This is a genomic window from Nonlabens sp. SY33080, from assembly GCF_011784885.1.
GTDB classification, from domain to species: Bacteria; Bacteroidota; Bacteroidia; order Flavobacteriales; family Flavobacteriaceae; genus Nonlabens; species Nonlabens tegetincola.
Genome location: NZ_CP050461.1, coordinates 1577365 through 1602805 on the forward strand (window position 1 = coordinate 1577365; position 25441 = coordinate 1602805).

General features: G+C 38.9%; 12 protein-coding genes and 5 tRNA genes. All 17 read right to left on the bottom strand.

The window, feature by feature from the left end; translation table 11 throughout:
* Positions 1-3: 3 nt before the first annotated feature.
* Positions 4-11019, bottom strand: coding sequence for an SdrD B-like domain-containing protein (locus HCN53_RS07205; protein WP_167342530.1), 11016 nt, complete (start codon positions 11017-11019; stop codon positions 4-6).
* 481 nt (positions 11020-11500) lie between these two features.
* Positions 11501-11812 carry a DUF3467 domain-containing protein gene (locus HCN53_RS07210; RefSeq protein ID WP_042279760.1) on the bottom strand — a complete coding sequence of 104 codons (312 nt, stop codon included), beginning with the start codon at positions 11810-11812 and terminating at the stop codon, positions 11501-11503.
* 5 nt (positions 11813-11817) lie between these two features.
* Complete coding sequence (gene rpoC / locus HCN53_RS07215; protein ID WP_042279759.1) at positions 11818-16125, bottom strand: DNA-directed RNA polymerase subunit beta'; 4308 nt, start codon at positions 16123-16125, stop codon at positions 11818-11820.
* Positions 16126-16215: 90 nt separating this feature from the next.
* Entirely contained in the window at positions 16216-20025 is a 3810-nt protein-coding gene (gene rpoB / locus HCN53_RS07220) for a DNA-directed RNA polymerase subunit beta (RefSeq protein ID WP_167342532.1), read from the bottom strand.
* 125 nt (positions 20026-20150) lie between these two features.
* Entirely contained in the window at positions 20151-20528 is a 378-nt protein-coding gene (rplL, locus tag HCN53_RS07225) for a 50S ribosomal protein L7/L12 (RefSeq protein ID WP_042279757.1), read from the bottom strand.
* A 48-nt stretch (positions 20529-20576) separates the two neighbouring features.
* On the bottom strand, positions 20577-21092 hold the full coding sequence (gene rplJ, locus HCN53_RS07230) for a 50S ribosomal protein L10 (RefSeq protein WP_042279754.1): 516 nt from the start codon (positions 21090-21092) through the stop codon (positions 20577-20579).
* A gap of 12 nt (positions 21093-21104) precedes the next feature.
* Positions 21105-21803, bottom strand: a complete 699-nt coding sequence (gene rplA / locus HCN53_RS07235; RefSeq protein WP_042279751.1) for a 50S ribosomal protein L1 — start codon at positions 21801-21803, stop codon at positions 21105-21107.
* An 11-nt stretch (positions 21804-21814) separates the two neighbouring features.
* Positions 21815-22255 (bottom strand): 50S ribosomal protein L11, encoded by a 441-nt coding sequence (rplK, locus tag HCN53_RS07240; protein ID WP_042279749.1) that lies wholly within the window; start codon positions 22253-22255, stop codon positions 21815-21817.
* A gap of 67 nt (positions 22256-22322) precedes the next feature.
* A complete protein-coding gene (gene nusG, locus HCN53_RS07245; protein WP_042279747.1) occupies positions 22323-22877 on the bottom strand; it encodes a transcription termination/antitermination protein NusG in 555 nt (184 codons plus the stop codon).
* Between the two features lie 12 nt (positions 22878-22889).
* On the bottom strand, positions 22890-23087 hold the full coding sequence (gene secE, locus HCN53_RS07250; RefSeq protein WP_042279746.1) for a preprotein translocase subunit SecE: 198 nt from the start codon (positions 23085-23087) through the stop codon (positions 22890-22892).
* 36 nt (positions 23088-23123) lie between these two features.
* Positions 23124-23196, bottom strand: a tRNA-Trp gene (locus HCN53_RS07255).
* 82 nt (positions 23197-23278) lie between these two features.
* The gene (tuf, locus tag HCN53_RS07260; RefSeq protein WP_042279745.1) at positions 23279-24466 is read right to left on the bottom strand and encodes an elongation factor Tu; all 1188 of its coding nucleotides are present in this window, start codon (positions 24464-24466) and stop codon (positions 23279-23281) included.
* 107 nt (positions 24467-24573) lie between these two features.
* Positions 24574-24645: transfer RNA gene (locus HCN53_RS07265), tRNA-Thr, on the bottom strand.
* 93 nt (positions 24646-24738) lie between these two features.
* Positions 24739-24811 (bottom strand) — tRNA-Gly (locus HCN53_RS07270).
* Positions 24812-24853: 42 nt separating this feature from the next.
* Positions 24854-24934 (bottom strand) — tRNA-Tyr (locus HCN53_RS07275).
* 30 nt (positions 24935-24964) lie between these two features.
* Positions 24965-25038 (bottom strand) — tRNA-Thr (locus tag HCN53_RS07280).
* 97 nt (positions 25039-25135) lie between these two features.
* A complete protein-coding gene (gene hpf / locus HCN53_RS07285) occupies positions 25136-25435 on the bottom strand; it encodes a ribosome hibernation-promoting factor, HPF/YfiA family (protein WP_042279744.1) in 300 nt (99 codons plus the stop codon).
* Positions 25436-25441 lie beyond the last annotated feature (6 nt).

Here is a 25441-nt window from a genome sequence, read left to right on the forward strand (position 1 = left end):
CGTCTACTCCTGGTAAACCTGGCTCACCTGCATCTTGTGTCCGTTTCCGTTTATATCATTATAAACTGTTCCTTCTACTGTTCCTGGTACGTTGTATCCGTTGTTCTCCTCTGTTACTGTAGTTCCGGCTACTACCGTTACCGTCGTTGGATCGGTTCCTTCTGTTTGATTCGCTCCGGCTGGTAAATCAGCATCGTCGATGTCTACGGTAGCATCGCCTGCAGCTACTACGGTAGCACTATAGTCTCCATTGGCATCCGTAGTTACGGTTTGTACGTTACCGTCTTCATCAGTAATCACTACGTCTACTCCTGGTAAACCTGGCTCACCTGCATCTTGTGTCCCGTTTCCGTTTATATCATTATAAACTGTTCCTTCTACTGTTCCTGGTACGTTGTATCCGTTGTTCTCCTCTGTTACTGTAGTTCCGGCTACTACCGTTACTGTCGTTGGATCGGTTCCTTCTGTTTGATTCGCTCCGGCTGGTAAATCAGCATCGTCGATGTCTACGGTAGCATCGCCTGCAGCTACTACGGTAGCACTATAGTCTCCATTGGCATCCGTAGTTACGGTTTGTACGTTACCGTCTTCATCAGTAATCACTACATCTACTCCTGGTAAACCTGGCTCGCCTGCGTCTTGAGTACCGTTTCCGTTTATATCATTATAAACTGTTCCTTCTACTGTTCCTGGTACGTTGTATCCGTTGTTCTCCTCTGTTACTGTAGTTCCGGCTACTACCGTTACCGTCGTTGGATCGGTTCCTTCTGTTTGTACAAAACCTACTGGTAGGTCTGCATCGTCGATGTCTACGGTAGCATCGCCTGCAGCTACTACGGTAGCACTATAGTCTCCATTGGCATCCGTAGTTACGGTTTGTACGTTACCGTCTTCATCGGTAATCACTACGTCTACTCCTGGTAAACCTGGCTCACCTGCATCTTGTGTCCCGTTTCCGTTTATATCATTATAAACTGTTCCTTCTACTGTTCCTGGTACGTTGTATCCGTTGTTCTCCTCTGTTACTGTAGTTCCGGCTACTACCGTTACCGTCGTTGGATCGGTTCCTTCTGTTTGATTCGCTCCGGCTGGTAAATCAGCATCGTCGATGTCTACGGTAGCATCGCCTGCAGCTACTACGGTAGCACTATAGTCTCCATTGGCATCCGTAGTTACGGTTTGTACGTTACCGTCTTCATCAGTAATCACTACATCTACTCCTGGTAAACCTGGCTCGCCTGCGTCTTGAGTACCGTTTCCGTTTATATCATTATAAACTGTTCCTTCTACTGTTCCTGGTACGTTGTATCCGTTGTTCTCCTCTGTTACTGTAGTTCCGGCTACTACCGTTACCGTCGTTGGATCGGTTCCTTCTGTTTGTACAAAACCTACTGGTAGGTCTGCATCGTCGATGTCTACGGTAGCATCGCCTGCAGCTACTACGGTAGCACTATAGTCTCCATTGGCATCCGTAGTTACGGTTTGTACGTTACCGTCTTCATCGGTAATCACTACGTCTACTCCTGGTAAACCTGGCTCGCCTGCATCTTGTGTCCCGTTTCCGTTTATATCATTATAAACTGTTCCTTCTACTGTTCCTGGTACGTTGTATCCGTTGTTCTCCTCTGTTACTGTAGTTCCGGCTACTACCGTTACCGTCGTTGGATCGGTTCCTTCTGTTTGATTCGCTCCGGCTGGTAAATCAGCATCGTCGATGTCTACGGTAGCATCGCCTGCAGCTACTACGGTAGCACTATAGTCTCCATTGGCATCCGTAGTTACGGTTTGTACGTTACCGTCTTCATCGGTAATCACTACGTCTACTCCTGGTAAACCTGGCTCGCCTGCATCTTGTGTCCCGTTTCCGTTTATATCATTATAAACTGTTCCTTCTACTGTTCCTGGTACGTTGTATCCGTTGTTCTCCTCTGTTACTGTAGTTCCGGCTACTACCGTTACCGTCGTTGGATCGGTTCCTTCTGTTTGTACAAAACCTACTGGTAGGTCTGCATCGTCGATGTCTACGGTAGCATCGCCTGCAGCTACTACGGTAGCACTATAGTCTCCATTGGCATCCGTAGTTACGGTTTGTACGTTACCGTCTTCATCGGTAATCACTACGTCTACTCCTGGTAAACCTGGCTCGCCTGCATCTTGTGTCCCGTTTCCGTTTATATCATTATAAACTGTTCCTTCTACTGTTCCTGGTACGTTGTATCCGTTGTTCTCCTCTGTTACTGTAGTTCCGGCTACTACCGTTACTGTCGTTGGATCGGTTCCTTCTGTTTGATTCGCTCCGGCTGGTAAATCAGCATCGTCGATATCTACGGTAGCATCGCCTGCAGCCACTACGGTAGCACTATAGTCTCCATTAGCATCCGTAGTTACGGTTTGTACGTTACCGTCTTCATCGGTAATCACTACATCTACTCCTGGTAAACCTGGCTCGCCTGCATCTTGTGTCCCGTTTCCGTTTATATCATTATAAACTGTTCCTTCTATGGTTCCTGGTACGTTGTATCCGTTGTTCTCCTCTGTTACTGTAGTTCCGGCTACTACCGTTACTGTCGTTGGATCGGTTCCTTCTGTTTGATTCGCTCCGGCTGGTAAATCAGCATCGTCGATATCTACGGTAGCATCGCCTGCAGCTACTACGGTAGCACTATAGTCTCCATTAGCATCCGTAGTTACGGTTTGTACGTTACCGTCTTCATCGGTAATCACTACATCTACTCCTGGTAAACCTGGCTCACCTGCGTCTTGTGTACCGTTTCCGTTTATATCATTATAAACTGTTCCTTCTATGGTTCCTGGTACGTTGAATCCGTTGTTCTCCTCTGTTACTGTAGTTCCGGCTACTACCGTTACTGTCGTTGGATCGGTTCCTTCTGTTTGTACAAATCCTACTGGTAGATCTGCATCATTGATATCTACGCTTGCTGTGCCTGGTGCTGCTACTTGAGCCGTGTAAGTTCCTGTTGCATCCGTCTGAACGGTTACTGCTTGACCTGCACTGTCCGTAATCGTAACTTCTACGTTTTCTATGCCTGGCTCGCCTGCATCTTGTGTCCCGTTTCCGTTTACATCATTATAAACTACTCCTGTTACCGTGCCTGGTACATTGAATCCGTTGTCTTCTTCTGTCGTTGTTGCTCCAGCCGTTACTGTTACATCCGTAGGATCAGTTCCTTCTGTTTGTACAAATCCTACTGGTAGATCTGCATCATTGATATCTACGCTTGCTGTGCCTGGTGCTGCTACTTGAGCCGTGTAAGTTCCTGTTGCATCCGTCTGAACGGTTACTGCTTGACCTGCACTGTCCGTAATCGTAACTTCTACGTTTTCTATGCCTGGCTCGCCTGCATCTTGTGTCCCGTTTCCGTTTACATCATTATAAACTACTCCTGTTACCGTGCCTGGTACATTGAATCCGTTGTCTTCTTCTGTCGTTGTTGCTCCAGCCGTTACTGTTACATTCGTAGGATCAGTTCCTTCTGTTTGTACAAATCCTACTGGTAGATCTGCATCGTCTATGTCTACTGTAGCATCGCCAGATAACACTGTTGCAGTGAATTGACCACTTGCATTCGTTTGAATCGTTACTGGATCACCATTTGTAGGAGTAATAACTACATCAACATTAGAAAGAAGAACATCTCCAGTATCGAAAGTCCCATTACCATTAATATCATTATATACAATTCCTTCAAGGTTACCTGAACCTAATATAGTTTCGGTAATATCATCCTCTGTATTACCATCGCCATCGTTACCGTCATCAGATATATCTGAAATTGGGTCTCCATTATCATCAACTGCATTGGCAATAGCCTGATTATCTACTTGACCTGAATTAATATCTTGTTGATTAATCGTATATACCGCTGTAAAGGTAGCAGAGGCTCCTGGTCTTAAATCGATAGCATCTCCTTCACCATCTTCATTGGTTCCTCCCGATTGATAAGCTGGAGTAGGCAAAGGTGTGTTTGCACCTGTAAATAGTCCGGCAGACTCTGAAACCGTTACATCAAAAGCAAAACTAGAACCTATATTTTGAACTATATAGGTATAACTAATAACTCCTGTTGCAGGATCAAATGTACTTGTTTTAGTAATTTCTAACTGAGTTGAACAAGCTTCTGCGAAACCAGCTTCGAGAAAATCTGGTGTTCCGTTAGAATTTAAATCTGCTGGTTCGGTATAACCTTCTCCTGATTCACCGCTAGTAACAAGACCATTACTACTGTTCACTGTTTCAGGAGCTAAATTACCAAGGATTCCATCTTCCTGCGCTTTCGCGAAAGCATCAATAAAACCAGCTTCTACAGTATCAGAACATCCATCACCGTCAGAATCTGGATCTAAATGATTAGGAATACCATCTCCATCTAAATCTGGAGCATTGATAATTACAACAGTTGGTTCACCACCGAAGTCATCTATAACACATTCATCGAATTGAACACTATAGAATCTACTTTGAGCAGCGTTAATATTTTTTGTTACACCAATTACATATTCAAATTGATTAACATCTTGACGCTGGAAGAATACTTTATATCTCGCATCGGTATCTATAGGCTCAATCGGAGCAGAACCAGTCCCGTTTGCTCTAAATTGAGTTACTCCACCAGTAAGATTTGTTGCAATAATATTCGTAGGATTATTTAATGAATAACCCACTAAATTCCTTAATCTATAGAATTCTCTAATTCTACCTGACCCGTCGCTGTCAACATCCTGAATAAATCCACTAATTCTATTAACAACAGTAAGATTAGTAGTTCCAGCATCTACCAATTGAACATTGAAGGTAACTGTTAAATCACCAGAGGATGCTGCAGAATAATTAATTACAGGCTGCCACGCATTTGCATCACCAGAAGCATTATCAATAGAATTTAATGTTGCTCCAGTAGATCTTTGTGTAATTTCAACAATAGCATCAATTCCTGCGCGAACTCCAGAAAATCTGTATCTAGCTCCTACTTGACCTGCCGTACCTGAGATTAACGTACCTCCATTAAAATTGTAAGTTTGACCAGTACAAGTTGTAGAATTATCTGTGTAAAACTCAAAACCTTCTGTGATATCGGTAATTCCGTCATTATCATCATCTAAGTCATCTCTATCTACAACTCCATCACCATCTTCGTCATTTGGTAAACTGCGATCCCTGAAGTCTACATTACCTCCAGAATTTAAATCGCCATCGGTATCTGGTAAGTTAGCAGTATCATCTATATTACCATTAGGATCAGCATAGGTAGGTGTTTGATCAACTGCATCGTCCAAACCGTCATTATCGGAATCATTACCTGATAAAGTTAATCCAGCTTCAACAGTATCATTCCCACCTTGATTGTCAGAATTTAGATCCAGATAATCAGGTAGGTCCACCGTATCTGTATTTACTGGCAATAATCCAAGCTCATCGTTATTTTGATTATAAGCAGTAGGCAAACCATTTGCTGTAACATCTGGAATTCCATCTCCATCTGCATCGTTTACTAACGGATCAATATAACCTAAAGTAGTTTGAGCCTCATTATTATCAGGAATACCATCACCATCAGAATCTAAATCCAAATGGTTAGGTATACCGTCACCATCTTGATCTGAAGGATTAGTAAATGGGTTATTATCACCGTCCAAATTAGCATCTTCATTAATATCTAGTATACCATCATTGTCGTCATCGATATCTACGGTGTCAGGAACCCCATCACCATCTGTATCATCTTGATCAAGATAATTTGGAACTCCATCTAAATCTTCGTCATCATTTGTAGGGTCATTATCATTATTGGTATCCTCTCCAGTTCCAGATGTCAAAAGTGAATCGTTATCGTCATCGGTATCTCTATAATCTGGTTGATCAGTACCATCTGTATTATTTAATTCATTACCAGGATCATTTGTTACGGGAGTACCGTTAGGATCTCCATATCCCGTTGTGTCACCGTCAAACGCATCGTCGAGTCCATCATTATCAATATCATTTCCACTAGGAGTAGTATCAGGACTACCATCGTTATTAAAATCAGAACCTTCGGTAGCATCTGGGACATTATCATTGTCACTATCTAAATCAACATAATCAGGATTTGGATCTCCATCTGTATTTTCTGGCGTAAGCCCTTCTCCACTTCCTGGAGTAGTTTCATAAGCATCATCTAAACCATTCCCATCACTATCTATACCAGATGGTTGTATGTAGCCAGCCGTATCTTGAGCTTCTACATTATCCGGGATACCATCATTATCACTATCCTGATCCAATAAATCTTGTATACCGTCATTATCAAAATCACATGAAGAGAATCGAATATTCCCAATACTAAATCCTGGTTCGGAACCTGGGTTGATCACAGAATCATCAGTAACATCAAAAACAATTGTGATAGTATCTACTGGTGCAGAAAATGATATATTTACATTTCCCGCTCCTGATGCAGCACCAGTTGGGGCAACTGGATCAACGCCTAGAACAGAATTACCTATAACCTCTTGAGTTCCTGCTGGAACTATATTTGGTAAAACCTGAGAAGCTCCATTAAAACCAGTTATAGTGTATCTTTCTTTTCGTCTTATTGAACCTAACTCTCCGTCTACATCCAATAAAGTAAACGCTACATTGTTAAAGGACTCACTGTTAAAATCGATCGTGTAAGTTACAGTACCTGTTGCTCCTAATGTTTGTAGGTCGAAACCTGAAATAAGAGTTTGCGGTATAGATGGTTGTCCACCTTGATAAAAAGCTCCCGAAACAGGCAGATTCGGAGAATTAAGTAATGCATCGTTAGGGTCAACTACAGTTATATTAACATCTCTAGAATCAACTGAATAAGAGTTACTAAGTGTGCCGGCAGCCCAAGTATTTACGCTCCAGTCCAATGTAGACTCATCCTTACATTCAACCACGTCCAAAATACCATCATTATCATCATCAATATCTACAACATTCGGCACTCCATCGCCATCAGTATCTGGACGGTCATCAACATCATCACATGCATCTATGATCCCATCACCATCTGTATCAGGTCCTATCTCGGTATAATCTGGTACAGTATTCGAATTAGAATCAGCTGGTTGTGCATAACTAGCTGCGAGAACAGCACCATTTGAAGAATTCGTTGGTGGGATACCTGAACCATAGGCACCACCATCTCCACCATCAGCAGAACTATTGTTGTAAGCCTCGTTAGCATCGGAACATCCATCATTATCAGAGTCAGTATCTTGAAAATCAAAATTATCTATACCATCAGAGTTAACTAATTCATAGTTGACAATCCCATTATCAACATCGCCAGGATCTTGAACACTATTGGGAACACCATCATCACCAACAGGACCAGTTAATCGACCGTCAGTATTGACTTCATTATGACCAGCTTCTACCGCATCATAAATACCATCATTATCTGCGTCAACATCTAAACTATCTATTATCCCGTCACCATCTGTATCTGGACAAGTTGAACCTCCATTAAGAATAAACACTTTTCCATCGCCTCCATCACCATCTGCTCCTGGAGAAATGTTAATAGACTTTATTACAGAACCTGCGGGCGCAAGCTGTGATAATGGGTAAACTGCAATATTAATTGGCTGACCAATCGAAGTATTAATACCTGTATTTATATAATCAGTAAGTACTACATTTAGTTGACCAAAGCTATTTCCTTGTGCATCAAATGCTTCAATTTCAAAAGTGTTATTCCCATCTCTTTCAGAAACTAATAAGAAAGATTCTCCTGAAACAGAAATTGGAACATTGTAACTGAGTGTATAGAAATCAGTATCTAAAACAGCTCCAGAAAGTCCTTGGAAATAATTAAAATTTCTTGATTGAAAGGCTGGTAAAATAATTTGTTCCCAGTTAGGATTTGAAATATTATCTCCTGTAGGACCTGTACCTTGGCCACTTGTACCATTAAGAACTTCATACACAACATTATCACTTGTAGAGTTGAAATTCTCTGTATATAAATCAGGAACAATAAAATCATTATAAGTAATCCCATCTAATGTAACAGATTGCAAATTTGCATTATTATTCCCACCAGAACCAGAAAAGGAGAAAGTGGTATTTGTACTTGTATAAGGGCCAGTAGCCGTTGGTTCAACATAACATTCATCGGAATCTAAAATTCCATCATTATCATCATCTAAATCTACTTCATCAAAAATTCCATCGTTATCGGAATCAACACTAGCAGTTGCATCACGGTAATTCACATCACCACCACCATTAACATCACCATCATTATCAGGTAATGATGATGGATTATTTACATTACCATTAGGATCTTGATAACCAGAAGTAGCATCAATACTATCATCTAATCCATCAAAATCTGTATCGTTTCCGGATAGAGCAAAGTTATTTTCAGTTGTATCGTTAATTGAATCATTATCAGAATCCAAATCCTTATAATCAGGTACCCCATCAAAATCTGTATCCACCGGTAACACAGCAAAACCATTTGAACAGGTAGCAGAAGTGAAACTATAGCTAACTCCGCCTATTCTAAACCCACCTGAGTTCAATTCGAAAAATACAGATGACGTTGAACTTGTAGTAATAACATTAAATTGAACATAGGAATCAGCAGCTCCACCCGTATTGTAATTAGAGATCACCTGTGAACCAAGAGTGATATTCATACTATCACCTGCACGAATATCATTTGCGATTGAAAAAGTAATTGTAGTCCCTACTGGTAGTCCTCTATCAAATTCTAAAGTTAATGGACCTTGAGTTTCTCCTGCAGAACCAGTATTTCTAAGACGAACTCCATTAAGATTGGTAGCAGCAACACCATTAGCTTCGGGTGTCCCTAATGCTGGAGTAATATCCTGGTTACCTCCATAGGTAAATCCTGAAACAGCATTACCACTAGCACTAGTAGTGGACGAACCGTTACAATCAGGATCATAAGTATCCACCAAACCATCACCGTCAGTATCTGTTAAACTACCTTGAGCTATATACCCTAAAGTACCTTGAGCTTCAACATTATCAGGGACACCATCTCCATCAGCATCTAAATCAAACTGGTCTATAATTCCATCACCGTCAGTATCATATAAATCACTTACACCATCATTATTGTTATCAACAAAGTTTGAACTGGAAGGACCATCCGTTCCTGGACCATTAGATGGATCAAAATAATTTAACAATCCATCACCATCGTCATCTCCAAGAGGATCGTTAGCATTAACATTTTCTAGTTCCACTATATCTGGAATCCCATCATTGTCATCATCAATATCAACAAGATCATGAACCCCATCACCATCTTGATCACATGACGGAACCACTAATTGCACCACAGAGGATTCTACCTCAGAACCATAAAACCAAGTGTTTATAACCCTGATATTTCCATAATCATCACACAATAGCGTCGGAGTATTAGTACCTTCACCAGCGCCAGCAGTTGCAGGTACCGTATTACCCGGATTTGAACCATTCCATGCGTGTCCTGGCCCCACATTACCATTTAATAAATTAGTATTTACAAATGAGCCTGTAGTTGTATTTGCAGTATTTTGAGTTGAGGCGTCAACACAAGTTCCAAAGGCTGTTAATTGTGAATCGTCCCAGAAAAGTTTTTGACTTGCTAGAGTAGGAGTCACAGACTCCATGGTTAAACCATTTAAATTGAATTCCGCATCATACATAGGAACATTGGTCCTACCTCTAAATGACACTAACTTTAAGCTTATACTTACACCTGCTTCGGCTATATCACCAAACCCATCTAACCCGTCCCAAAAAAGCAAGTTATCACCTACTGGCTGTTCAAATGCTTCAATAACTACATCTCGAGTATTTGCATCAAAAACCCCATTACCGTCAAAATCTACTAAAAGAGCAACATCTGCAGGCGCATCCAAAGTATAAGGGATGTAATAGTTACCAGGACAACCAAAAATCTCACCAGTTAATATCGGATCTGCTTGTGGAGCAGGTACAAATACAGATTGATCTGGGACGGTTAAAAAAACGGGATACCCATTGTCTAAATTAGGAGAAGTATTGGAAGGTCTATTTACAGATCTTCGTGTTAAAAGAAAATCATTCGCTGGATTATCATCATCATCAACAACACCAAATCTATTCATAGACAACTCATAGGCTAATGGCCTAAATCCAGGTAAAAAATCCACTTTAACGATTACCTGATCATCAGTATACGCGTAAAATTCACCCTCAACAGATGCATCTAGTGTAGGATTAGGTACATTTGGAGTACCTATATCACCATCAGCATCCTGATTTTGATAACCAATTAACGACCATTTATCAGACCATATTCTTCCTGGAATTGCAGAGGCTGTAGACCCCACAGTAAAATCAAAATATGGAAAAAAGAAAATAGCCGGATCTCCATTTCCAAAAGTAAATGGAGTGGCACCACCATCGGTACTTATATAAAATTCAATATAATAATTTCCAGCAGTTGTAGGGTTAAATACATAAGGATTGTAACCATTTGTAACTCCACCTACACCGTTAGGCCCGTTAAAAGCCTCTGTGTAATTTGATACAAATCCTGCATCTCCCGCGATTGGGTTTGCTCCTGCACCATCATCAAATCTACCTGACAATGTTCCTACCTGCACACCAGCGGGATTTACCCCTTCAACCAACGTACCACTCTGGTCGTAAATACGATAATAAGTAAAAGCTCCCAGCTCTGGATGATTAGAAGCATCTAGCCTCTGCCTTGAAAACACCCCAAAATAAAGGTTTTCAGTAGCAGCATTTGCGATAGTAAAACGTAACCTACTAGAATTAGGAGCATTAACATACGGACCAAATTGACCTCTTGTTATGTAGAGAGCTGTACCATTTGCTGGCTCCACTCCTGTCGCAGAAGGCATCAACTGCTTGGTTCCATCAGCAAAAACTGAACTAGGATTAAGAATGAATAATAATAGCAACACATAGATAATGTTACCATTGAATTTTAGGTTAGAGGGAAAATTAAAACTCATTGTAAATGAAATAATTATCAAAAAAACAGAATAGCTTGTTCTATTCTAAGCTGCAAAAATACTTGTAACAACATCCCAATGAAGAAAAACCCAGTATTTATAGTGCTCTTTCGACAAAATTCCAATTAAAGTCGTTAAAAACACTTATGAAAAAAGTTCCATTAAAAAAAACTCTGAAATACAGAAGATTAAACAAAAACTAAATTTGACATCTTTAGGATCTAGTATGTACGAAGAAAAATACTCGGTGGTTTTTAAAAAATCTAAATTTTTTAAATCTCATTTTAAGAACATCTCCTGAAAGAAAAATTTTGACTAATAATGTCTAGTGTCTTTAGTATGAAATCTCTTTAAACGCTTTTAGAATAAGTGGATTTTCGACAATTCATAATCAAAAACTATTCTGTAAATAAAAAAAATAAAGCCTAACTATAAAAGTTAGGCTTTAATGATAACTACGCTTTCGCGAAAGCGGAATATATTAAGCTTGTCCAGTTGGACCAAAATTTAAGGGAATAGGAGGCTGCTCATAATCCTTAATTTCACCATGCGCATTTTCAAATTTTCTAATATTATCCATAAGTGCTTGAGCTAAACGTTTAGCATGTTGTGGAGTAAGAACTATTCTTGACTTCACCTTAGACTTTGGATTACCAGGCATGATATTAACAAAATCAACAACAAATTCAGAATGTGAATGATTTATGATAGCTAAATTACTATACTGACCTTCAGCAATCTTTTCATCAATTTCTATGTTGATCTTATTCTCTTGATTAGGATTATTTGCCATTCCTATTAATTATAATTTACCTCTTGTTCTGGTTTATTAAGCATAAGCTTCTCGAACTCCTCTTTTGAGCCTACAATAATGTCATCATAATTTCTCATACCTGTTCCTGCTGGAATTCTATGACCTACAATAACATTTTCCTTAAGACCTTCAAGAGTATCAACCTTACCATTTACAGCTGCCTCATTAAGTACTTTAGTAGTTTCCTGGAACGACGCGGCACTAATAAATGATTTAGTTTGAAGAGATGCACGAGTAATACCTTGTAATATAGGCTCTGCCGTTGCAGGCATTACCTCTCTTGCTACTACTAGATTCTTATCCTCTCTTCTTAAAATAGAGTTTTCATCTCGTAAATCACGTGGAGAAACGATTTGACCTTCTTTAAGATTCTCTGAGTCACCAGCATCTTCAACCACTTTCATTCCATAAAGTCGGTCGTTCTCTTGAATGAAGTCTTCTTTATGAACCAATTGATTCTCTAGGAAAATACCATCACCTGGATCTACGATACGAACTTTTCTCATCATTTGTCTTACAACAACCTCAAAGTGTTTATCATTGATTTTTACACCTTGTAATCGATAAACCTCTTGAACCTCGTTAACTAAATACTGCTGTACAGCACTTGGTCCTTTAATTGCTAGAATATCTTTAGGCGTTATAGAACCATCTGATAAAGGCATACCAGCTCTCACATAATCATTTTCTTGAACTAGAATCTGATTAGATAATTTTACTAAATATTTCTTTACTTCGTCTGTTTTTGAAGTAACGATAATTTCACGGTTACCACGCTTAATTTTACCAAAAGAAACAACACCATCAATCTCACTTACAACAGCTGGATTTGAAGGATTACGAGCTTCAAAAAGTTCAGTCACACGAGGAAGACCTCCGGTAATATCACCTGCTTTGGCACTCTTACGAGGGATCTTAACTAGAATTTTTCCTTCTTTAATCTTCTCACCATCATTAATCATTAAGTGTGCACCTACTGGTAAGTTATAAGAAATTTGAGTTTCCCCTTTACCATCAACAATGTGCAGTGTAGGAATTAACTTCTTATCTCTAGATTCAGAAATAACCTTTTCTTCGTAACCAGTTTGTTCATCAGTTTCAACTTGGAATGTTGTCCCTTGAATGATATTTTCAAACTTGATTTCTCCAGAGAACTCTGAAATAATTACTCCATTAAAAGGATCCCATTTAGCAATTACTTCACCTTTCTTAATTTTAGCTCCAGGTTTTTTGAATAACTCTGCACCATAAGGAATGTTATTGGTATTAAGTAATAAACCAGTGTCCTTGTGCATCAACTTAGCCTCAGATGTTCTAGAGATTACAATATCTACTGCATTCCCTTCGCTATCTTCACCCTTAACCGTTTTAAGATCTTCAATTTCAAGAACACCTTCATTTTTAGCAATTACAGAGTTCTCCTCACTAACGTTACCTGCAACACCACCTACGTGGAATGTACGTAAGGTAAGCTGTGTTCCTGGTTCACCAATAGATTGTGCTGCGATAACTCCAACAGCCTCACCTCTCATAACAAGACGGTTAGTAGCTAGGTTACGACCATAACATTTTGTACAAACTCCTTTTTTAGCTTCACATGTTAATGGCGAACGCACTTCCACAGACTCGATTACTGTTTCATCAATTGCATCAGCGATTTTTTCAGTAATCAATTCACCTGCTGCCACCATAACATTTTGTGTAGCTGGATCAACTACATCGTGTAAAGCAACACGTCCTAGGATACGAGCTCCTAGTTTCTCCATTACTTCTTCATTCTTTTTAAGAGCAGTAACTTCAATACCTCTTAATGTTCCACAGTCTTCTGTATTAACAATAACATCTTGCGCAACATCATGTAAACGACGTGTTAAATAACCAGCATCGGCAGTTTTAAGTGCCGTATCTGCAAGACCTTTACGAGCACCGTGAGTAGAAATGAAGTACTCAAGAATTGATAATCCTTCTTTAAAGTTTGAAAGAATTGGATTTTCAATAATTTCTCCACCACCTGAGTTCGACTTTTTAGGTTTTGCCATAAGACCACGCATACCAGTAAGCTGTCTAATCTGCTCTTTTGATCCACGAGCACCAGAATCCAACATCATATACACCGAGTTAAATCCTTGCTGGTCTTCTCTAATATTCTTCATACCTAGTTCAGTAAGCTGAGCATTAGTAGCAGTCCAAACATCAATCACCTGATTGTAACGTTCATTCTGAGTAATAAGACCCATTCCATAGTTACCACGTATCGCGTCAACTTTGGCATTAGCCTCGTCTATCATGGCTTGCTTTTCTTCTGGAATCATGATATCTCCTAGTGAGAATGACAATCCACCGCGGAATGCAAATCCATAACCTAAATCTTTAATCTCATCAAGGAAGGCAGCTGTTCTAGGAACATCTGTCACCTTAAGAATATCACCGATAATATCACGTAAAGCTTTTTTAGTCAAAACTTCATTTATATAACCAGCCTCATTAGGTACTTTCTCGTTAAATAACACACGTCCTGCAGTAGTTTCTATCAACTCTGATTTGTATGATCCATCTTCTTGTAAAAGTGGTATTCTACATTTTACTGGTGCGTTAATATCAACACGTTTTTCATTAAATGCGATTACCAATTCTTCTGGACCGTAGAACGTTAAACCTTCACCTTTAACAATGTGATTAGGTTCTGACCTACGTAACTTAGTCATGTAATATAAACCTAATACCATGTCCTGAGAAGGAACGGCAATAGGACTACCATTTGCAGGATTCAAGATGTTATGAGAAGCTAACATTAAAAGTTGAGCCTCTAAAATCGCCTCTGGTCCTAGTGGTAAGTGTACCGCCATTTGATCACCATCAAAATCGGCGTTAAATGCAGTACATACTAACGGGTGTAATTGAATTGCTTTACCTTCTATTAACTTAGGCTGAAATGCTTGAATACCTAGACGGTGAAGTGTAGGAGCACGGTTTAATAATACTGGATGCCCTTTAAGAACATTCTCAAGTATATCCCAAACAACAGGCTCTTTTTTATCAATTATTTTCTTAGCAGATTTTACTGTTTTTACAATACCTCTTTCAATCAACTTACGAATAATGAAAGGCTTGTAAAGCTCTGCAGCCATATCTTTAGGGAGACCACATTCATAAAGTTTCAATTCTGGTCCTACAACAATTACAGAACGAGCAGAATAGTCAACACGTTTTCCAAGTAAGTTTTGACGGAAACGTCCTTGCTTACCTTTAAGGGAATCTGATAAAGATTTTAATGGTCTGTTAGAATCTGTCTTAACAGCACTAGATTTTCTAGTGTTATCTAAAAGAGAATCCACAGACTCCTGTAGCATACGCTTTTCATTACGTAATATCACCTCTGGAGCTTTGATTTCCATCAATCGCTTCAAACGGTTGTTACGTATGATTACACGACGATAAAGATCATTTAAGTCTGATGTTGCAAAACGACCACCATCAAGAGGTACAAGCGGACGTAATTCTGGTGGAATCACAGGAATCACTTTCATGATCATCCATTCTGGCTTGTTTTCTCTGTGCAAGTTAGACTCCTTAAAAGCCTCAACTACCTGAAGTCTCTTGAGAGCTTCAGTTTTTCTTTGTTTAGAAGTCTCATTATTTGCTTTGTGACGTAAGTCATAAGACAACGCATCTAGATCGATTCTGTTTAATAATTCAATTAAACACTCTGCACCCATTTTTGCGATAAATTTATTAGGGTCAGAATCTTCTAGATATAAATTTTCTTGAGGAAGACTATCTAAAATATCTAAATATTCTTCTTCAGTAAGAAATTCCATTTTTTGAACTGGCTCACCTTCGGCATTTTTTGCAATACCTGGCTGTATTACTACGTAACGTTCGTAGTAAATAATCATATCCAGTTTCTTTGATGGTAATCCTAATAGGTATCCAATTTTATTAGGTAAACTACGGAAATACCATATGTGTGCTACAGGCACAACTAGGTTAATGTGACCTATACGATCACGACGTACTTTTTTCTCTGTTACCTCTACTCCACATCGATCACAAACGATACCTTTATAACGTATACGTTTGTATTTTCCACAGGCACATTCATAATCCTTTACAGGACCAAAAATACGCTCACAGAAAAGTCCATCGCGCTCAGGCTTGTGAGTACGATAGTTAATCGTTTCTGGCTTTAGTACTTCTCCTTTAGATTCTGCAAGAATAGATTCTGGAGATGCAAGACCGATTGAAATTTTTGAAAATTTCTTCTGAGTTTGGGTTTCTTTATTTCTAGCCATAATTATGGTACTATTTTAATTAGTGTAAGAGAGATTGATGGTAATTACGCTTTCGCGAAAGCGAAACTACCACCTACTCTCAAAGATAAATTAATCCTCGAGTCTAAGGTCTAAACCTAGTCCTTTAAGCTCGTGCATCAATACATTAAATGATTCTGGAAGACCTGGCTCTGGCATAGGCTCACCTTTAACGATCGCCTCATAAGTCTTAGCTCTTCCTATTACATCATCTGATTTTACAGTAAGAATTTCACGCAGTGTACTAGAAGCTCCATAAGCCTCAAGTGCCCAAACCTCCATCTCACCAAAACGCTGACCTCCAAATTGTGCTTTACCACCTAATGGTTGTTGAGTAATAAGTGAGTATGGTCCGATAGAACGCGCGTGCATCTTATCATCTACCATGTGACCTAATTTAAGCATGTAAATGACACCTACTGTTGCAGGTTGGTCAAATCGCTCACCTGTACCTCCATCAAATAAATAGGTGTGACCGAATCGTGGTATTCCAGCGTTATCAGTCAATTCATTTATTTGATCCAATGTAGCACCATCAAAAATAGGTGTAGCAAATTTCTTACCTAATTTTTGTCCAGCCCAACCTAATACAGTTTCATAAATCTGACCGATATTCATACGTGATGGTACACCTAATGGATTAAGAACGATATCTACTGGTGTTCCGTCTTCTAGGAACGGCATATCTTCTTCACGTACTATACGCGCTACGATACCTTTGTTACCGTGACGACCTGCCATTTTATCACCTACTTTAAGTTTACGCTTTTTAGCTATGTAAACTTTAGCAAGTTTGATAATTCCTGCTGGTAATTCATCTCCTACAGAAATTGTAAACTTCTCACGGCGCAATGCACCTTGAAGATCGTTCTCTTTAATCTTATAGTTATGTAGTAAGTCTGCAACGGTTTCATTAATCTCGTCACTTGTTGTCCAAGTACCAGAAATTAAGTGAGTGTAATCATCTACAGAGTTCAACATCTTAAGTGTATACTTTTTACCTTTAGGAAGTACTTCCTCACCTAAATCATTGTATACACCTTGTGATGTTTTACCACTAACGATTTCAAAAAGTTTTTCAACCAAACGATCACGTAAACCGTCAAATTTTGCCTGATAACTTTGCTCTAATCGTGCAATATCCTCTTTATCCTGTGCTCTTTTTCTTTTATCCTTTACTGCTCTAGAGAATAATTTCTTATCTATAACAACACCGCGCAATGAAGGTGAAGCTTTAAGAGATGCATCTTTAACATCACCTGCTTTATCACCAAAAATAGCACGTAGTAATTTTTCTTCTGGAGTAGGATCAGATTCTCCTTTTGGAGTAATCTTACCGATAAGAATATCACCTGGTTTTACCTCGGCTCCAATTCTTATCATTCCATTTTCATCTAAGTTTGAAGTTGCTTCTTCACTTACGTTTGGAATATCGGCTGTTAATTCTTCATTACCTAATTTAGTATCTCTAACTTCAAGAGAATACTCATCAACGTGAATAGAAGTAAACAAATCTTCTCTTACAACTTTTTCTGAGATTACAATCGCATCCTCAAAATTGTATCCTTTCCAAGGCATGAAGGCAACCTTCATATTACGACCTAGAGCTAACTCACCTTTTTCAGTTGCGTATCCTTGACAAAGTACTTGACCTTTTTCAACTCTATCGCCTTTTTGGACAATTGGTTTTAAAGTTATAGAAGTACCTTGGTTTGTCTTACGGAACTTTATAAGGTTGTAAGATGTATCTTCTGGGTCAAAAGAAATCATTCTTTCACGCTCGGTTCTATCGTAACGAATTACAATTTTTTGAGCATCAACATATACAACTTCTCCATCACCTTCGGCATTGATTAAAACTCGTGAATCAGACGCAACTTGTCTTTCAAGTCCTGTTCCAACAATAGGAGAATCAACTCGTAATAATGGAACTGCCTGGCGCATCATGTTTGATCCCATCAATGCACGGTTTGCATCATCATGTTCCAAGAATGGAATTAATGAAGCTGATATCGAAGCGATTTGGTTAGGCGCAACATCGGCATATTGTACCTGATTTGGCTCAACCACTGGAAAATCACCTTCTAAACGGGCAATTACTTTGTCAGATTCAATCTTACCATTTTCAAGTGGCAAGTTTGCCTGAGCAATGTGCATTCCTTCTTCTTCTTCGGCACTTAAATAAATAGGCTCTTCTGATGTATTAATAACACCGTTCTCAACTTTTCTATATGGTGTCTCAATGAATCCCATGTTGTTCACCTTAGCAAAAACAGCTAAAGATGAGATAAGACCAATATTCGGTCCTTCAGGAGTTTCAATAGGACATAATCTACCGTAGTGTGTGTAGTGTACATCACGAACCTCAAATCCTGCACGTTCACGAGATAAACCACCTGGACCTAATGCTGACAGACGTCTTTTATGCGTAATCTCTGCTAATGGATTCGTTTGATCCATAAACTGAGATAGCTGATTAGTTCCAAAGAACGAATTAATTACAGATGAAAGCGTCTTTGCATTAATAAGATCAATAGGTGTAAAAACCTCATTATCCCTTACATTCATGCGCTCACGAATTGTTCTTGCCATACGAGCAAGACCAACACCAAACTGAGATGATAATTGCTCACCTACTGTACGTACACGACGGTTTGATAAGTGATCGATATCATCGATTTCTGCTTTTGAATTAATTAATTCAATTAAGTATTTAATTATAGTAATGATATCTTCCTTTGTAAGAACCTGCTTACTCATGTCAATATCAAGACCTAATTTTTTATTCATACGATAACGCCCTACATCACCTAAGTTATATCTCTGATCAGAGAAGAATAACTTATCGATGATACCACGAGCAGTTTCCTCATCTGGCGGCTCAGCGTTACGTAATTGTCTATAAATATGCTCTACCGCTTCTTTTTCTGAATTGGTAGGGTCTTTTTGTAAAGTATTGTGAATGATAGCATAATCTGCAGACATCATATCTTCCTTATGTAAAAGAATAGTCTTTGCCTGAGAATCGATTATTTCATCGATATGCTCTTTTTCTAGGACAGTATCACGATCTAATACGATTTCATTACGCTCGATCGATACAACTTCACCTGTATCCTCGTCTACAAAATCTTCATGCCATGTTCTAAGAACACGAGCTGCTAATTTGCGACCTAGGTATTTTTTTAATCCTGTTTTACTAGCTTTTACCTCTTCTGCAAGATCAAAGATTCCGAGAATATCTTTATCTCTTTCATAACCAATTGCGCGGAAAAGAGTTGTTACAGGTAATTTCTTTTTACGATCGATATAAGCATACATTACACTGTTAATATCTGTCGCAAATTCAATCCATGATCCTTTAAATGGAATTACACGTGCTGAATATAATTTAGTACCATTTGCGTGAAATGACTGTCCAAAGAACACACCAGGAGAACGGTGTAACTGGGAAACAACAACACGCTCAGCTCCGTTGATAACGAAAGTACCAGATGGAGTCATGTATGGGATTGTACCTAAATAAACATCTTGAACAATAGTTTCAAAATCCTCGTGTTCTGGATCGGTACAATATAATTTTAATCTTGATTTAAGTGGAACACTGTAAGTAAGCCCACGTTCAATACACTCTTGGATAGAGTAACGTGGTGGATCCACAAAGTAATCTAGAAACTCGAGAACAAATTGATTGCGAGTATCTGTGATTGGAAAATTTTCCATGAAGGTATTATAAAGACCTTCATTTTCTCTCTTGTCAGATTTAGTTTCTAACTGAAAGAAATCCTGAAACGATTTGATTTGGATATCGAGCAGATCAGGATATTCTGCTTTGTTCTTTACCGTTGAAAAGTTAATTCTCTCTGTGTTTGTTGCTAGCATCAATGCACGGTATTAAATGGTTAAAAATAGCGTTGTTGATGACGTCTCATCATTATACGCAAAATGGTCTAGACCTGTGAGCCTTGCTCAACAGGTCTAAACCTTTATATATAGGTAATGTTAAATTACTTTAACTCAACCTCAGCACCAGCTTCTTCTAGCTGAGCTTTAAGAGCTTCTGCCTCATCTTTAGCTACACCTTCTTTAATAGGAGATGGAGCGTTGTCAACAAGACCTTTCGCATCCTTAAGACCTGCACCAGTTAATTCTTTAACTAACTTCACTACAGCTAATTTAGAGGCACCAGCTGCTTTAAGGATTACGTCAAATTCAGTTTGCTCTTCAGCAGCGTCTCCACCACCTGCAGCAGCACCACCTGCAACAGCTACAGCTGCAGCAGCAGGCTCAATACCATACTCGTCTTTAAGTATGTCTGCTAATTCATTTACTTCTTTAACAGTTAAGTTAACTAACTGTTCTGCGAATTCTTTTAAATCTGCCATTTCTATCGTTTTAAAATTTATATAAAATAATTGCGTACTAATTGTTTACTATCTTTCTGATAGTGTTTTAAGGATTCCTGCAAGTTTACCACCACCCGATTGAAGAGCAGAGACAACATTCTTAGCAGGGCTTTGTAGAAGACCAATGATTTCTCCAATCATTTCTTCTTTAGACTTGATTTCACTTAATGAATCTAACTTATCATCACCTACGTAAATTGCTTCCTCGATATAAGCACCTTTTAATAAAGGCTTATCCGATTTCTTACGAAAGTTCTTAATAACTTTAGCTGGAGCATTAGCTACTTCAGACAACATTATAGAAGTGTTACCTTTAAGAAGTTCTGGCAATTCACCAAAATCCTTATCAGAAGCTTCCATTGCTTTTGCAAGTAGTGTATTTTTAACTACCGCAATACTTACGTTAGCTTTAAAACATGCTCTTCTTAAATTAGATGTATCAGAAGCATTAAGTCCAGATATATCTGCAAGGTAAATAGTAGAGTTTTCTCCTAACGTTGCAGTCAAGTCCTGTATAACAGTTGCTTTTTGTTCTCTTGTCATGATCTAGATCTTTTAATCGTCTGCAAAACGTTTAGCATCTACATTTACACCAGGACCCATTGTACTAGACAAGTGGATACTTTTGATATAAACTCCTTTAGCTGCTGTCGGTTTTAACTTAACTAATGTATTAATTAACTCTCTTGCGTTACCTGCAATTTTTTCAGCATCAAAAGATACTTTTCCTATTGCAGCGTGAACAATCCCGTTCTTTTCAACCTTGAAATCGATTTTACCGGATTTAACGTCAGACACAGCCTTAGCCACATCCATAGTAACTGTACCAGTTTTAGGGTTAGGCATAAGACCGCGTGGTCCTAATACACGACCTAAAGGTCCTAACTTACCCATAACACTAGGCATAGTGATAATTACGTCAACATCAGTCCAACCACCCTTGATTTTATCAAGATACTCATCTAGACCAACAAAGTCTGCTCCAGCACCTTTTGCCTCTTCTTCCTTATCTGGAGTAACAAGAGCAAGTACTTTCACATCTTTACCTGTACCATGAGGTAAGGTTACGACACCACGAACCATTTGATTCGCTTTTCTAGGATCTACGTTAAGACGAACAGCTAAGTCAACTGACTCATCAAATTTTGCCGAACTAGTGTCTTTAACGATTTTTGAAGCGTCTGCTAGTGAGTAAGACTGTGCCTTATCGAATTTAGCGTTTGCTGCCTTTTGATTTTTCGTCAATTTTGCCATAGTAACTAAATTTAAGCAGGTGCCTCACCACCTTTAACATTAACACCCATTGATCTCGCAGTTCCTGCGACCATTCTCATTGCGCTTTCGATTGTAAAAGCATTTAAGTCTGGCATCTTGTCTTCAGCTATTGCTCTAACTTGATCCCAAGTAATAGTACCTACCTTTTTACGATTAGGTTCACCACTACCACCTTTTAACTTTGCTGCTTCTAAAATTTGTACTGCTGCTGGTGGAGTTTTAATTACAAAATCAAAGGACTTGTCACTATAAACAGTTATAGCAACAGGCAACACTTTACCTGCCTTATCCTGAGTTCTAGCGTTAAACTGCTTACAGAACTCCATAATGTTCACTCCAGCCGCACCAAGAGCAGGTCCTACAGGAGGAGATGGATTTGCAGCACCACCTCTAACCTGCAACTTTACAATCTTAGATACTTCTTTTGCCATTTTTAAATTGTTTCAAATTTTGATAACCGTAAGTGGAAGCCTAACTAGTTATCTGAATAGGTAACATTTATATTTTTTCGACTTGCATATAGCTTAATTCCAATGGTGTTTTTCTCCCGAAAATCTTAACCATTACTTCTAGCTTACGCTTCTCTTCATTAACTTTTTCTATATTCCCATTAAACCCATTAAAAGGACCATCAACAACTTTGACAGTTTCCCCAACTTTGTAAGGAATAGACACATTATCGGTTTGCTCTGCAAGCTCATCAACTTTACCAAGCATTCTATTAACTTCTGACTTTCTTAATGGTACAGGATCTCCACCTTTAACCTCTCCAAGAAACCCAATCACACCATTAACAGATTTAATAATATGTGGAACTTCACCTTCTAACCTAGCTTGTATCATTATATACCCAGGAAAAAAGACACGTTCTTTGTTAATTTTTTTACCGTTCCTAATTTGAACTACCTTTTCAGTAGGAACCAGAATCTGCTTTAAATAATCTGACAACCCATGATGAGCTATCTCGGATTCGATGTAGTCTTTAATTTTATTTTCTTGACCACTAACCGATCTTACCACATACCATTTCATTACATCCTTTTCTTCACTCATCTCTATGTATGATTATCCGTTAATGACCCATTCAAAATATCTATCGATTACACCATTAAAGACATAATCAATACCTGCCACAACTAAAGCAAAAACCACTGAAAACACAGCTACAGTTACCATAGATTTTTGTGCCTCAGCCCAAGTAGGCCAAGAAACATTTTCTGATAACTCATTGAACGAATTTTTTACATAAGATACTAATCCCATAAGTATGCTATTTTAATAAGCCTTTCAGCTTTTGTGCGCAGGTTGAGAGGCTCGAACTCCCGACACCTGGTTTTGGAGACCAGTGCTCTACCAACTGAGCTAAACCTGCATAGTTAAAGGTCGCCCTTTAACAAGTGAAAAGTATCCTTTCTTTATTCAAGAAAGGATACTTATAATATTAATACTTGAAATTAATCAAGGATCTCAGTTACCTGACCAGCACCAACTGTTCTACCACCTTCACGGATAGCAAAACGTAAACCTACGTTAAGTGCAATTGGCTGAATAAGTTCAACCTCAATAGTTAAGTTATCTCCAGGCATAACCATTTCAACACCGCTTGGTAATTTGATATTACCAGTTACATCAGTTGTACGAACGTAGAACTGTGGACGGTAGTTATTATGGAATGGAGTGTGACGTCCACCTTCTTCTTTCTTAAGGATATAAACCTCAGCCTTAAAGTGTTTGTGTGGAGTTACTGAACCAGGAGCAGTAATTACCATACCACGAGAGATTTGATTTTTATCAATACCACGTAATAAGATACCTGCATTATCACCAGCCTCACCTCTATCAAGGATCTGACGGAACATTTCAATACCAGTAATAGTAGAAGTCAATTTCTCAGCTCCCATACCGATAATCTCAACAGGATCTCCAGTATTTGCTACACCAGTCTCGATACGACCAGTAGCAACAGTACCACGTCCAGTAATAGAGAATACATCCTCGATAGGCATCAAGAATGGCTTATCCATATCACGTACTGGCTCTTCGATCCATGCATCAACTTGGTTCATTAATTCAAGAACAGTATCAACCCACTTTTGCTCACCGTTAAGTGCACCCAAAGCAGACCCCATAACTACTGGTCCATTATCACCATCATACTCATAGAAACTTAGTAACTCACGTACTTCCATCTCAACAAGCTCTAATAATTCCTCATCATCAACCATGTCAACCTTGTTAAGGAAAACAACAATACGAGGAATACCTACCTGACGACCTAATAGGATGTGCTCACGAGTCTGTGGCATAGGACCATCAGTCGCAGCAACCACTAAAATAGCACCATCCATTTGAGCAGCACCAGTTACCATGTTCTTTACATAGTCGGCGTGACCTGGACAGTCAACGTGTGCATAGTGACGGTTTTGAGTTTGGTACTCTACGTGCGAAGAGTTAATTGTAATACCACGCTCTTTTTCTTCAGGAGCATTATCGATCTGGTCAAAGCTTCTTGCTTCAGAATAACCAGCATCAGCAAGCACCTTTGTGATAGCAGCAGTAAGAGTAGTCTTACCGTGGTCTACGTGACCAATTGTACCTACATTAAGGTGCGGTTTGGAACGATCGTACGTTTCTTTAGCCATAATTATAGTCTTAGTTTATATTAGTGTTTCAATTTAAAAACCATTTAATTTACAAAATGGCTTATACCACAAATGGCCCCTAATTGAGACCTTTTTCATCTTAATTGAGCCAATGACGAGATTTGAACTCGTGACCTCTTCCTTACCAAGGAAACGCTCTACCCCTGAGCTACACCGGCTTTTATTATGCTTTCGCGAAAGCGTAATAGCCAAAGGCATATTTTAAGCATCACATCTCGTTAATGCTACATCACACCAAGGTGCAATAATTGAGCGGGAGACCGGGTTCGAACCGGCGACATTCAGCTTGGAAGGCTGACGCTCTACCAACTGAGCTACTCCCGCTTAAAGAAATTACTTTAACATAATTTCATAATAATGTGTTTGTGGGGAGAGCAGGATTCGAACCTGCGAAGGTTGCCCAACGGAGTTACAGTCCGTCCTCGTTGACCGCTTGAGTATCTCCCCAATGCTTACACATTTATTTCAAAAAACTTGAGCCGATAGAGGGACTCGAACCCACGACCTGCTGATTACAAATCAGCTGCTCTAGCCAGCTGAGCTATATCGGCTTTAAACTCTTTTTGTCTTCACAAAAACAGCCCGTTGTTTTAACGGACTGCAAATGTAAACCTATTTTTTAATTCACAAAAAAAAAATTAAAAAAAATTAATGAGAAATTAATTTTTCCTTGCGGCGCTTGAGCTGACGCTCCAATGCAGCAGCACATTCGTCAATACATTGCTCAAAAGTTTTACATGTTTTTGTAGCAACCATATCGTCTCCTGGCACGAATAACCTTACCTCAGTAATCTTATTTTCCTTATTACTAGTCTTTTGAACTTTCAAATAAACATCGGCGCTTATAATTTTATTATAATACTGCTCTAATTTATCTAACCTTTTTTGAATGAACTCAATTAACTTGATGTCCGCATCAAAATTTACTGATTGCACGTTTACTTTCATAATCTT

Excerpts from the sequence above, each read along its gene's own strand:
- HCN53_RS07205 (WP_167342530.1), bottom strand. The coding sequence starts at position 11,019 with ATGAGTTTTAATTTTCCCTCTAACCTAAAATTCAATGGTAACATTATC.
- rpoB (WP_167342532.1), bottom strand. The coding sequence starts at position 20,025 with ATGCTAGCAACAAACACAGAGAGAATTAACTTTTCAACGGTAAAGAAC.
- rplL (WP_042279757.1), bottom strand. The coding sequence starts at position 20,528 with ATGGCAGATTTAAAAGAATTCGCAGAACAGTTAGTTAACTTAACTGTT.
- hpf (WP_042279744.1), bottom strand. The coding sequence starts at position 25,435 with ATGAAAGTAAACGTGCAATCAGTAAATTTTGATGCGGACATCAAGTTA.
- rplJ (WP_042279754.1), bottom strand. The coding sequence starts at position 21,092 with ATGACAAGAGAACAAAAAGCAACTGTTATACAGGACTTGACTGCAACG.
- HCN53_RS07210 (WP_042279760.1), bottom strand. The coding sequence starts at position 11,812 with ATGGCAAATAATCCTAATCAAGAGAATAAGATCAACATAGAAATTGAT.
- rplA (WP_042279751.1), bottom strand. The coding sequence starts at position 21,803 with ATGGCAAAATTGACGAAAAATCAAAAGGCAGCAAACGCTAAATTCGAT.
- tuf (WP_042279745.1), bottom strand. The coding sequence starts at position 24,466 with ATGGCTAAAGAAACGTACGATCGTTCCAAACCGCACCTTAATGTAGGT.
- nusG (WP_042279747.1), bottom strand. The coding sequence starts at position 22,877 with ATGAGTGAAGAAAAGGATGTAATGAAATGGTATGTGGTAAGATCGGTT.
- rplK (WP_042279749.1), bottom strand. The coding sequence starts at position 22,255 with ATGGCAAAAGAAGTATCTAAGATTGTAAAGTTGCAGGTTAGAGGTGGT.
- rpoC (WP_042279759.1), bottom strand. The coding sequence starts at position 16,125 with ATGGCTAGAAATAAAGAAACCCAAACTCAGAAGAAATTTTCAAAAATT.
- secE (WP_042279746.1), bottom strand. The coding sequence starts at position 23,087 with ATGGGATTAGTATCTTATGTAAAAAATTCGTTCAATGAGTTATCAGAA.